Raw genomic sequence first — 12,502 nt, 5'->3', positions numbered from 1 at the left:
GCGTCACCGACTTCATCACCGGACTCATCGCCGCCCGAAACATCCACTAATTGGATTAATTTGAGTAGACGTCCGATAATACTGCGGCCCGGCCGCCGTATGACTACCGGGCCGCAGTTCAGCCGTGGTCCACGCCTCAGGGTTCGGACCTCATTTGTCCGGCCGGCCCGCTCAGGGCTCGATGAAGGTTCGAATATGGTCGAGAATTTCCGCCCCCTTCGCGTCGTCCTGGCTCGACACCTAAAGCAAGAAGGCGATAGCGGCAACGACAACCACTGTCGAGATCATCGATTCACCGGCTGACTGGTGTCAGCGACAACCTGGCCGATGCTGGTCATCGACTTGATGAAGTCCAGGTCCCCGGATGCTTCCGGAGCCGCAAGTGCGATTTCCTTCTGCATCTGCGCCAACAGCGCAACTTGCCGCATCGCGTACGCGCCAGCGCGGGCCACGGCATCGACTTGGGTTTGTTGGACCTCGCCGGCCGCTGCAACGCGGGCGCTCATCACATCTGCAGAGTGGTCGATCGCTGCGAGATCGCGGGCGGTCTGACGGGAGAGGCAGCCTCCTGTAGCCGTTGGATACGAAGCGGGTGTGCTCGTTGGAACGCGCTGAAGTCCGGACACTGTAGTCTCCAATCAATTGGCTGTGCGGGTCACCCGCAAACAACGGATCTGACAGAAAACACGCTAACTTCGCAGGTAGACAACGTAGAAGCACAAGCGTGATAGCACTTGGATGGATAGAGTTGTGGCATGCGAGAGAGCGGTGATGAGTCGGAACCGGAGCGGTCGCCTTACTGCCCGGACTACTTGCTGCCGATCATTAGAGAGCTTCGGGTCCGGTACGAGCGCTTCGATGAGCTCCGTGAGCAGGTGCTGTTGCCGTATGGCTACAACACCGCGAGGGCATACTGGGGCGACTTAGATGACGTGTTCATGTGGGCTGAGGAACGTGACAAGGACGTACTCACGCTGACTGTGCAGGACCTCCGTCAGTACGTGGCTCTTCTTCGCAGAAGGAAGTACAACGAGAGCACTATCCGACGGCGAATCACCGCGATGCGGAAGCTCTACGACGTCATTGGGCTGGATCCAAATCCAGCGGACGCCGTCGTGATCAGGCGCGGCGGCACACGTTGAGAGAGCACATTGCGGCTCACGGCCAGAATTTCCGGACTTGTCGTAGTCCTCTGGCAACCTGAGGAGGGCTGACGGCCACGTGCAACTATGTTCGCACAAATGTTCGATATGATGTTAAAATACGGACATCATATATAGAGGCAGTTCATAGAACCAGGAGAGGTGGAAATGTCACCGAAGACAAAAGAGGCGCAGCGAGCCGAGCTACACAAGACAATCTGGCGTATTGCCAATGATCTTCGCGGAAGTGTCGACGGATGGGACTTCAAGACCTATGTGCTCGGCATGTTATTTTACCGGTTCATATCCGAGAATCTCACTGCTTACTTGAACAATCTAGAGCATGAAGCCGGAGATACAGACTTCGATTACTCGAAGCTCGACGATGAAAATGCTGAGTTTGGTCGCAAAGATACGGTCGACGAGAAGGGCTTCTATATACTGCCGTCTGAGCTTTTTCAAAACGTCCGTGAGCGTGCTGCGCGAGACGCCAACCTGAATGAGACACTTGAGCGAGTCTTCAAGAACATCGAAGGTTCGGCTGTCGGCTCTGATAGCGAGGACGACCTCAAGGGTTTGTTCGACGACCTCGACGTAAACAGCTCCAAGCTAGGGAACACCGTCGCCAAGCGGAACGGGAAGCTGGTCAAGTTGCTCGACGCCATCGGGGACCTCCCACTCGGCAACTTCGAGGACAACTCGATCGACCTTTTCGGCGATGCCTACGAGTACCTCATGCAGATGTACGCCTCCCAGGCCGGCAAATCGGGTGGCGAGTACTACACGCCGCAGGAAGTCTCCGAAGTGCTCGCGAAGATCACCGTGGCGGGCAAGAAGCGGGTCAACCGGGTGTATGACCCAGCCGCCGGCTCCGGATCGCTCCTGCTCAAGTTCGCCAAAGTGCTGGGCAAAGAGAACGTCGGAGGCTTCTACGGCCAGGAGATTAACCTGACGACCTATAACCTCGCCCGTATCAATATGTTCCTGCATGACGTGAACTACGAGAAGTTCGACATCGCCCACGGTGACACGCTCACCGATCCTGCGCACTGGGATGACGAGCCGTTCGAAGCGATCGTTTCCAATCCGCCCTACTCAATTAAGTGGGAGGGCGACGCCAACCCGCTGCTGATCAATGACGAACGATTCGCCCCTGCGGGCGTACTTGCGCCGAAGTCTAAGGCTGACTTGGCTTTCACCATGCACATCCTGTCGTGGTTGGCAGTCAATGGGACCGCGGCGATCGTTGAGTTCCCAGGTGTGCTCTACCGTGGTGGTGCGGAAGCGAAGATCCGAAAGTACCTGATCGACAATAACTACGTCGACGCGGTGATTCAGTTGCCGACAGATCTGTTCTTCGGTACCACGATCGCCACCTGCATCATCGTGCTCAAGAAGTCCAAGTCGGACAATAGTGTAATTTTCGTCGATGCATCAGCAGAGTTCAAGCGCATAGGCAACAAGAATAAGCTTCTTCCGGAGAACCAGGATCGCATCCTTGACACCCTGGTGGCTCGCGTAGATGCCGACCATGTCTCGAAGCTCGTGGCGAACGAAGATATTGCAGCCCACGATTACAACATCGCGGTGTCCAGCTACGTCGAGCAAGAAGATCTCCGTGAGATCGTCGACATCACGGAACTGAACGCCGAGATCGCTCGGATCGTCGTCCGGCAGCAGCAGCTCCGCACCTCGATCGATGAGATCGTGGCCGACCTCGAAGGAGCCACTAAGTGAAAGCAGTCGACACAAACTTGCTGAAGCTGCTGAAGAAAAGTGATCGGTTCGTCGTGCCGATCTATCAGCGTGTCTACTCATGGGGTGATGCGGAGTGCGAACAGCTGTGGCAAGACATCATCCGCGCCGGTAAACGTGAGAAGCTGAACAGCCATTTCACCGGCTCGATCGTCTACATCGAGCGAGACCAAGGGTCCAACACTTCGCGCGAACCCGATCTCATCATCGACGGACAACAACGTGTAACCACGGTGACACTTGTATTGGCGGCGCTCGCCGCCAAGTTGGAAACCATGCCGGTGGAGGCACAGGAACCCGAGCCGGGCTTCGCTCCACAGAAGATTCGGGGGCTGTACTTACGGAATGAGTATGAATCTGGCGACGACTACTTCAAGCTGACCCTGTCTCAACGCGACAGAGACGCCTTGAAGGCAGTTGTCCGAAGTGCTCCGATGCCTAAGACAACCTCACGGGTGGCGGACAATTACGCATACTTTGTCGCCCGACTCAATGATCCCGAGCTCGACCTGACCCACGTCTGCAAGGGGCTCGACAAACTCGTAGTGGTCGATGTGAAGCTCACCCGCGGCATGGATGACCCGCAGTTGGTGTTCGAGTCGATGAATGCCACCGGAAAGAAGCTTTCCCAAGCTGACCTCATCCGCAACTTCGTGTTGATGGATTTGCCGCCAGCGCAACAGGAGCAACTCTACGAAGACTACTGGTTCCCGATGGAGCGCCTGTTCCAGGGCAACGACGAGAAGCGGTTTGACGAGTTCGTCCGTCACTATCTGACCGTCAAGACGAACTCAATCCCGCGCCTCATCGAGATCTACGAGGCTTTCAAGACGTACGCATTTGAGCAGGAATCCGCAGGTTCCAGCAGGGACGATCTTGTTATCGACCTCAGCCGCCACGCGACATGGTTCGCCAACATGGCACTTGGAAAGGAACCTGAAAAGAATCTGGTGCGCAGGTTCGCCGAAGTCGACCAGCTCGCCACCGTCACGTACCCGTTCCAACTGCGCCTCTACGCTGACTACGCAGCCGGGGTCCTCAGTGGCGAAGACTTTGCCGCAATCCTCGACGCGGTGATCTCGTACCTGTTCCGCCGGGTGATATGTCGCATCCCTACCAACAGTCTCAACAAGACCTTCGCGACTCTGTCAGCCGCGATCGACGAGGACAACTATGTCGTAAGCGTCTGCGCTCGCCTACTGACGCTGCCGAACTATCGTCGATTCCCGACCGACGAAGAGTTCGAGGAGGCGCTGAAGAGCACTGACATGTACAACGTGAAGCGTCGCAGCTACTTCTTCCGAAAGATGGAGAATTACGGCCGAAAGGAAGAGGTGTCGATCGCCGAGTACACGATCGAACACATCATGCCGCAGAACGCCAATCCCACATGGCAGGAAGCGCTGGGGGTCAATTGGGAGGTCGACCACGACCGATACCTCCACACCCTCGGCAATCTTACCTTGACCGGCTACAACCCGGAATACTCCGACCGCCCGTTCGAAGACAAGCGAGATATGGAAGGCGGCTTCAAGCACAGCCCGCTCCGGCTTAATCAAGGACTTGCGCAGCTTGACGCCTGGAACGCGGTCGAGATCGGAAAGCGCGCCAATACACTCGCAGCACAAGCCGTCGCGATCTGGGCCCGACCCAAGTTCGACGAAGCTGTCCTTGTGGGATACAAGGAGAGTTTCAGCGATCAGAAGCGGTTCGACTGGTCGCAGGCGCACGCTATCCTTGACGCCCTGCCTGCTGGGCGATGGACGAGCTACAACAACCTCGCCGAGGCCGTGGGAACAGGGCCCGTCGCGATGGCTGGTCATCTCAGCCGGAGCGCAGACTGCGCCAACGCTTACCGTGTTCTGAGGTGGGACGGGAGGGTGGCTGACGAGTTTCGCTGGCACGACCCCGAGGATCAGCGCGACCCGATTGATGTCTTGCGCGCTGACGGGATCAATATCACCGATGGTCACGCAGATGCCGAACAGCAGCTCGCGGTTGAAGACCTTCTCGCACTGGTCGGGGAGGACGAACTGTGAGTCGTATCGATGATTTGATTGCTGAGCTAGCACCTGAGGGGGTTCAGTTTAGGCCGCTTGGTGATTTGGGTGAGTTCATTCGGGGCAATGGTCTTCAGAAAAAAGATCTGACCGACGAGGGGTTTCCCGCTGTCCACTACGGCCAAATCCATACCCACTATGGTGTTTGGGCCACATCTACAAAGTCGTACACCCCGAGCGACATGGCGTCAAAGTTGCGGCAGGCCATGCCTGGGGACTTGCTGATCGCTACTACGAGTGAAGACGACGAAGCAGTTGCAAAAGCAACGGCATGGCTAGGTGACACAAATGTTGTTTTGAGTGGTGACGCGTATATCTACCGACACAGGCTCGATCCGCGCTATGTGTCATATTTTTTCCGAACGGAACAGTTTCAGTCTCAGAAGCGGCCGTTCGTCTCCGGTACAAAAGTTCGCCGCGTGTCCGGCGCGGCGCTTGCTAAGATTCGTATTCCCGTTCCGCATATCGAGGTCCAGCGGGAAATTGTGCGAATACTAAATCAGTTTACTCAGCTGGAAGCAGAGCTGGAAGCAGAGTTGGAAGCGCGCCGCCGTCAATATGAACACTATCGTTACGAGCTGCTTAGTGGTAAAAATTCTGCCGACGGCGACGTGCTTCGTCTTGGCGACATTTTTGAGATGCGTGCCGGAGTGCATATTAAGGCCGCTGAAATATCTGACGTACCTACCGACGAGAAGCCATTCCCGTGCTACGGCGGCAACGGACTTCGTGGCTACGTGGGCTCGTATAATTATCATGAAAAAGTCGTACTAATCGGTCGTCAGGGTGCGCTTTGCGGGAATGTGCATCGAGCTGAGGGTAAGAGTTACGCAACCGAACACGCGGTTGTTGTCACTCCGAAGGTCCCCGTCGACATGTCATGGGCGTTCCATAAACTCACCGAGATGGATTTAAACCAGTACAAGACCAAGTCTGCTCAGCCAGGACTCGCGGTGGGGCGCGTCAAACAGGTTGAGACGCAGCTCGTGCCGATAGAGGATCAGCGTCGTGATGGTTTGGTCCTCAATAGACTTGATACTCTCGTTAACGACCTGAGTTTCGGCCTACCTGCTGAACTCGCGGCGCGTCGCACGCAATACGAGTATTACCGTGACAAGCTGCTGACTTTCGAGGAGGCCAGTGCATGAGCGAAACGAATTTACGCAAGTACGACCCGATCGCCGTCTCGGCGGAGAGTACTGTTGTCGCCGAGTATGTGCCGGATCGGGCGTCGGAGGCTGCATACCAGTCCGAGGCTGCGCTGGAACGCGAGCTGGTCAAGCTGCTGGAATCGCAGGCGTACGAATACCTCGCAGTCACCTCTGAAGCGCAACTGGTGAACAACCTCCGGGCGCAACTGGAGGCATTGAATCACATCACGTTCTCGGATCCAGAATGGACTGACTTCTTCGAAAATAAGATCGCCGGAAAGAATGACGGCATCGCCGAAAAGACTGTGCGCATCCAGGAGGATCACGTGCAGATCCTCAAGCGTGATGATGGTTCGACGAAGAACATCACATTGCTGGACAAGCAGAACATCCATAACAACCGGCTGCAGGTCATCAACCAGTACGAGGTGGACCGCGCGGGTCCTTCTGAGGGGGAGAGTGCGGGCGGGCGCTACGCTAACCGCTACGACGTGACTGTCCTCGTAAACGGGCTGCCGATGGTTCACATTGAGCTCAAGCGGCGGGGCGTCGATATCCGCGAGGCGTTCAACCAGATCAATCGCTATCAGCGCGATAGCTTCTGGGCGGGCTCTGGGCTATTCGAGTACGTGCAGTTGTTCGTCATCAGCAACGGCACGCTGACGAAGTACTACTCAAACACGACTCGCAGTCAGCACCTCAAAGAGGGTCAGAAGCCGGGCAAGGGTCGCAAGACCTCAAATTCGTTCGAGTTCACGTCGTGGTGGGCTGATGCACGGAACAAGCCGATCCAAGACCTGACGTCGTTTGCCAAGACCTTCTTCGCCAAGCACACGCTACTTAACATCCTGACCCGCTACTGCGTGCTGACCGCCGATCGGTTGCTGCTGGTAATGCGCCCGTACCAGATCGTCGCGACGGAGCGAATCTTGCAGCGCATCGACATTGCCACGAACTACAAGCAACTCGGCACAATCGCGGCCGGCGGCTACGTTTGGCACACCACGGGGTCGGGCAAGACGCTGACATCGTTCAAGACCGCACAACTCGCCTCGAAACTGCCGAGCGTGGAGAAGGTGCTATTCGTCGTTGACCGAAAGGACCTCGACTACCAGACGATGCGCGAGTACGACCGCTTCTCGAAGGGTGCGGCGAACTCCAACACCTCAACGGCGGTGTTGAAGAAGCAGCTCGAAGACCCGACTGCTCGCATCATCATCACGACGATCCAGAAGCTCTCGACCTTCATCAAGGCCAATAAGAATCACGCCATTACCAATGAGCACGTCGTGATCATTTTCGACGAGTGCCATCGTTCGCAGTTTGGTGACATGCATACCGACATCACCAAGGCGTTCAGGCGCTACAACCTGTTCGGTTTCACTGGCACGCCGATCTTCGCCGAAAACAGCGGCAGTGGCGGTAACCCGCAGTTAAAGACCACCGAGCAGGCATTCGGCGAAAAGTTACACACCTACACGATCGTCGACGCGATCACTGACAAGAACGTGTTGCCGTTCCGGATCGACTATATCAACACCATCAAGGTCGGCAATCCTGACGACAAGCAGGTCACGGCGATCGACCGAGAGCAGGCGCTCCTCGATGACCGCCGCATCGGCGAGATCGTCAAGTACACCCTGGAGCACTTCGACCAGAAGACGAAGCGCTCATCCAGCTACGAGCACTCTGTGGTGACCAACGTGCCGCAGGCGACGCGCACCCGCCGTCAAGCCGAAGCCCTGCGCGAACGAAAGCGAGTGCGCGGTTTCAACGCCATCTTCGCTACTGCCTCGATCGAGGCAGCACGGATCTACTACAACGTGCTGAAGCGGGAGCAGGAGAAGCTGCCCGCTGACAAGCGCCTCAAGATCGGGATGATCTACTCGTACGGTGCCAACGAAGCTGTCGACGACGGGATCATCGATGACGAAGGCTTCGAAACTGTCGATCTCCCGACCGATGCCCGCTCTGCCCTCGAAGACGCGATCATCGACTACAACGAGATGTTCGGCACCAGCTACGACACCAGCGCAGACAAGTTCCAGAACTACTACAAGGACCTGTCTCAGCGGCTGAAGAACCGCGAACTGGACCTGGTGATCGTGGTCAACATGTTCCTCACCGGGTTCGACGCAACCACGTTGAACACCCTGTTTGTGGATAAGAACCTGCGCGCGCACGGCCTAATCCAGGCCTACTCCCGCACCAACCGCATCCTGAACTCGGTAAAGACCTACGGCAACATCGTGGCCTTCCGCGACCTCGAAGACGCCACCAACAAGGCGCTTGAGCTATTCGGCAACAAAGATGCTCGCGGTGTAGTGATCCTCAAGCCATACGGCGAGTACTACGGTCAGTACGCCGAAAAGGTGAACGAGATGCTGTTGGCTTTCCCGCTTGGACAACCGATCGTCGGTGAGGCTGCCCAGAAGGAGTTCATCGCACTGTTCGGTCAGGTTCTTCGGCTAGAGAACATCCTCACCTCGTTTGACGACTTCGCCGGCAACGAGATCCTCAGCGAGCGCCAGGGGCAGGACTACCGCAGTGTCTACCTCGACCTCTATGCCGAGTTCCGTAAAGACAAGGACAGCGACAAGGAACTCATTAACGATGACGTGGTCTTCGAAGTCGAGCTGATCAAACAGGTTGAAATTAACGTCGACTACATTCTAATGCTCGTCGCCAAGTTTCGCGAGGAGCACGGCGGCGATGGTGAAGACAAAGAGATCCGCGCTGAGATCTCTCGCGCAGTCGACGCCAGCCCCACCTTGCGTAACAAGAAGGACCTCATTGAAGACTTCGTCGACTCGGTATCCGTCGACGGTGCCATTGACGATGAGTGGCAAGCGTTCATTGCCGCTAGGCGCGAAGCTGAATTGGCCAAGATCATCGAAGAAGAGAATCTTCGTGGCGACAATGCCCGGGACTTCGTCGAGGCGTCGTTCCGTGACGGTTCTCTGCGCACCACTGGTACCGCAATCACCAAGGTGCTACCGCCGGCTTCTCGTTTCGCGAGCGCAGGCGGACATAGCGAGAAGAAACAGCGCGTGATTCGGAAGCTGGTTACCTTCTTCGAGCGGTTCTTCGGGCTCAGCCAGGGGGTCGATTAAGACTATGAGGACTCAATTGAATCGCATTGAACTTCAAGACGATGGTACGCATTACTACCGCGCAGACTTTCAGGTCCACACGCCGCGCGATGCAAACTGGGATGGTCCGCGCCCGAGGACGGAAGACGAGCGTGTCGCATGGGCCAAGAGCTTCCTGGCGGCGGCACGCGAGAATCAACTGAATGCCGTGGCAATCTCTGATCATCACGACTTCGCGATGTATCCCTACGTCCGCCAAGCGGCGCTTGACGAAGTGGACAACGAGGGCACACCCATTCTCGACAAGGAGCGCCTTGTTGTCTTCCCCGCACTCGAACTGACTCTCCAGGTTCCCTGCCAGGCCATCCTTATTCTAGACGCAGATTTCCCACTTGATCGACTGGACGACGTACTGAAAGCGCTTCACCACGAGCCGTTCAATGCAGCAGCCCGATCTTTGCCTACAACCACAGTTCTTCCGAAATCCGACAGTATTCCGAACGTATGCGCTCAACTCGACCTAAAGCCGTGGCTCAAGGGGCGATACATACTGTTGCCGAACGTCACGCCAAGCGGACACAAGTCGCTAATTCGCGATTCCTTCCAGGATAAGTACAAGGATGCGCTCACGGTATGCGTAGCTGGCTACCTCGATGGCTCAGTTGCCATCTTAGAGAAGAAGCCCGGTAAGGCAACGATTCTCGAGGGACGTGATGGTAATTGGGGTGACCGCCCGATTGCACTGTTTCAGACGTCCGACTCGCGCAAATCCGACTTCGCTGAACTAGGCAGCGCTGCAACCTGGGTAAAGTGGTCACGTCCGACTGCCGAGGCTCTCCGACAAGCGAGCCTCGCTCGTGAGTCTCGAATCTCGCATGCTGAACCCGCGGTTCCGAACGTATGGATTTCGCGAGTCGTCGTGTCCCACAGCAAGTTTATGGGGCGCCTCGATTCCCGGCTGAACCCGCAGTACACCGCGATCATTGGCGGACGAGGAACCGGGAAGTCCTCTGTGCTCGACTATATGCGATGGGCGCTTGGCGACCAGGTTGCGAATACCGGGGAGGAAGACGAGCTCGTAGACCCGCGTGCACGGCAACGTCGGCTCATCAACGCGACGTTGGTTCCATACGACGCGGTGGTCGAGGTCTATCTCGTGATCAACGGTGTACCACACGTCGTTCGAAGACATGCTAAGTCCGGCGAATTCGAGCTCCAGGTCGGCGATGAGGACTTTGCGACTGTTCACGAGACGATTGTGCAGCGCTTACTGCCGGTTCAGGCATATAGCCAGAAGCAGCTGTCGAGTGTCGCAATCCGCGTCGATGAACTCACCCGCTTTCTCGAGACACCAATCTTGCGGCAGCTTGAAGATATTGATCGTCGCCATGTAGAGACTCAAGGGCGTCTGCGAGAGAACTACGGCACCTTGCAACGGCACCGCAGCGTGACGCGGGAAATGGAGCAATCGAGGGCGCGCATCAAGTCTCTGACTGGACAAGCTCAGGCGTTGCGGGATGGCCTCACAGGCCTGAGCGAAGCCGATCGCATGTTGCTCGATCACAAGGCGGGACATGATCAGGCAGCAACCGCTGTGGCGGCGTGGCGTCAGCAACTCGCAGCACTCGAAGTGGAAACGGAGGCGCTAAGATCGGCATACCGGAGGGCTGCCAATCTGGTCAGCGTGCATGAAGATGCGCCCGAAGAACTTAAGGCGGATTTGGGTATTGCTGTGACGGCAATCCACAAGGCGCTTCAGCAAGCTGAGATCGCGCTTGGAACGATCGGCGATAGCCTGTCGGTTGCCGTGGCGCCATCTGGTTCGATCGACGCGAGCCTTGGTGCAGTGGACCGTCGTTTGACCTCGTTTAACGAACGGTACGGCGCGGTGAAGGAGCGATCAACCGCACACGAGACCAAACTACGTCAGCTCGCTGAGCTTGAATACCAGATAAACGAGGCAACTGATCTCCTCGGAAAGCAGGAGCTCGAATGCGGGCGGCTGGGAGATCCTGCTGGCGAACACGACCGCTTTCGCGAGAAGCTTCGAGAACTAAACAGCGAGCGTTCGCAAGCACTTCAGACGCAATGCGTGGCGCTGTCTGCGGCCTCAGACCAACTGATCCGTGCTTCCCTCGAAGTTGGACACAACTTTGCTGAGGTTCAGTCGAAGTTTAGGGGGCTCGTTACTGGATCTGGATTGCGTGGCAACAAGATTGAGAACCTTTTCGACATGCTCAAAACTGATAAGGATCCTGCCACTACGTGGGAGGCGATTTTGGCTGAGTTGGAGCTTGTCATGTTGTTAGAGCCGGACGGCGAACTCACCTCAGAGCTGGCTCCAACGCTCAGTCGGCTTGGATTCACAGTGACGGATCTACAGCGCATCAAACCGAAGATAACTCCCGAGGCTTGGCTCGACCTGTCGCTTACGCCGCTCGTGGATCAGCCGGTCTTCGAATACCAGAGCAAACCCGGAACTTATATTCCGTTCAGCTCTGCTTCGGCAGGTCAGCAGGCCACGGCACTTCTGACGACCCTTCTTACACAGGATGGAATGCCGCTGCTAATCGACCAGCCCGAAGAAGACCTGGATAGCGAGACCGTGCAGCACATCGTCGCGAAAATTTGGGAGGCCAAGGGCCGTCGGCAGCTCATCCTCGCAAGTCACAACGCTAATCTGGTTGTGAACGGCGATGCCGACCTCGTTCTCGTATGTGGCTACACCACCGCTGGTGACCAGTCGGCAGGCACCATCAAGTCCAGCGGTGCGATTGACCAACCTGAGATACGGGACGCGATCACAACCGTGATGGAGGGTGGCGAAAAGGCATTCCGCCTCCGTAAGGAGAAGTATGGGTTCTAGCAACTAGTATCGTGCTCCGTGTGGCCGCACCACGGCATCGGAGTCTTTGAGGATATTCAGGACAGTTGTCCGTCCGATTCCGACTTCCTCAGCGACCCTCCGACTCGTCATACCTTCTTCGTAGAGCTGGACTACGTCGCGCCGCATCTGCTCGGTAATCCGCGATCGGAGACGTCGGTGTCCCGATTGCGCCTGATCAGGCCGTCGATTAGCGATCCTTGGGGTGTTGGCCTTGGCGCCAGCGAGGACTACCACGTACCAGGCCCGGTTCCCGAGAGGGAGCCGGGCCTGCGTGCTTTCCGCGACCCTGGCCCGATCGACCAACGGACAGAGGCAGGCGGTGGGATCAATAAGACCTGAGTTCCACAAGTTGACGTCGTTCCCGGCCGCTTCGTTAGCCCTGGTGATTCACGGGGATCTGCGGATCGCTGGGCGA

The 12,502-nt window shown here is 56.9% G+C and carries 8 protein-coding genes; 6 read left to right on the top strand and 2 right to left on the bottom strand.

The window, feature by feature from the left end; all coding sequences use genetic code 11:
* Positions 1–284: 284 nt before the first annotated feature.
* The gene (locus G6028_RS17545; protein ID WP_241730469.1) at positions 285–506 is read right to left on the bottom strand and encodes a hypothetical protein; all 222 of its coding nucleotides are present in this window, start codon (positions 504–506) and stop codon (positions 285–287) included.
* Positions 507–755: 249 nt separating this feature from the next.
* Here G6028_RS17545 and G6028_RS01700 point away from each other — a divergent pair, with 249 nt between their 5' ends.
* The 6 genes from G6028_RS01700 to G6028_RS01675 all read left to right on the top strand — a co-directional run bounded on the left by G6028_RS01700 (position 756) and on the right by G6028_RS01675 (position 12,066).
* On the top strand, positions 756–1,142 hold the full coding sequence (locus tag G6028_RS01700; protein ID WP_182657858.1) for a site-specific integrase: 387 nt from the start codon (positions 756–758) through the stop codon (positions 1,140–1,142).
* Positions 1,143–1,310: 168 nt separating this feature from the next.
* Positions 1,311–2,879 (top strand): type I restriction-modification system subunit M, encoded by a 1,569-nt coding sequence (locus G6028_RS01695; RefSeq protein ID WP_182657857.1) that lies wholly within the window; start codon positions 1,311–1,313, stop codon positions 2,877–2,879.
* Positions 2,876–4,936 (top strand): GmrSD restriction endonuclease domain-containing protein, encoded by a 2,061-nt coding sequence (locus G6028_RS01690; RefSeq protein ID WP_182657856.1) that lies wholly within the window; start codon positions 2,876–2,878, stop codon positions 4,934–4,936. Before G6028_RS01695 ends, G6028_RS01690 begins: the two co-directional genes overlap by 4 nt.
* Positions 4,933–6,105 (top strand): restriction endonuclease subunit S, encoded by a 1,173-nt coding sequence (locus G6028_RS01685; protein ID WP_182657855.1) that lies wholly within the window; start codon positions 4,933–4,935, stop codon positions 6,103–6,105. The genes G6028_RS01690 and G6028_RS01685 overlap by 4 nt, the downstream gene beginning before the upstream one ends.
* Entirely contained in the window at positions 6,102–9,221 is a 3,120-nt protein-coding gene (locus G6028_RS01680; RefSeq protein WP_182657854.1) for a type I restriction endonuclease subunit R, read from the top strand. Before G6028_RS01685 ends, G6028_RS01680 begins: the two co-directional genes overlap by 4 nt.
* Positions 9,222–9,237: 16 nt before the next feature.
* Entirely contained in the window at positions 9,238–12,066 is a 2,829-nt protein-coding gene (locus tag G6028_RS01675; protein WP_182657853.1) for a TrlF family AAA-like ATPase, read from the top strand.
* Between the two features lie 3 nt (positions 12,067–12,069).
* Here the strand turns inward: G6028_RS01675 and G6028_RS18160 are convergent, their stop codons facing one another.
* Positions 12,070–12,213, bottom strand: coding sequence for a helix-turn-helix domain-containing protein (locus G6028_RS18160; RefSeq protein WP_182657852.1), 144 nt, complete (start codon positions 12,211–12,213; stop codon positions 12,070–12,072).
* Positions 12,214–12,502: the final 289 nt, after the last annotated feature.

This window comes from Dietzia cercidiphylli, from assembly GCF_014145145.1.
In the GTDB taxonomy this organism is placed as follows: domain Bacteria; phylum Actinomycetota; class Actinomycetes; order Mycobacteriales; family Mycobacteriaceae; genus Dietzia; species Dietzia natronolimnaea.
This window is presented reverse-complemented; position numbering and strand designations above follow the sequence as displayed.

What these genes read in the sequence shown, in the direction of transcription:
- G6028_RS17545 (WP_241730469.1), bottom strand. Translation starts at nt 506, where the DNA reads ATGAGCGCCCGCGTTGCAGCGGCCGGCGAGGTCCAACAAACCCAAGTC.
- G6028_RS01700 (WP_182657858.1), top strand. Translation starts at nt 756, where the DNA reads ATGCGAGAGAGCGGTGATGAGTCGGAACCGGAGCGGTCGCCTTACTGC.
- G6028_RS01695 (WP_182657857.1), top strand. Translation starts at nt 1,311, where the DNA reads ATGTCACCGAAGACAAAAGAGGCGCAGCGAGCCGAGCTACACAAGACA.
- G6028_RS01680 (WP_182657854.1), top strand. Translation starts at nt 6,102, where the DNA reads ATGAGCGAAACGAATTTACGCAAGTACGACCCGATCGCCGTCTCGGCG.
- G6028_RS18160 (WP_182657852.1), bottom strand. Translation starts at nt 12,213, where the DNA reads ATGCGGCGCGACGTAGTCCAGCTCTACGAAGAAGGTATGACGAGTCGG.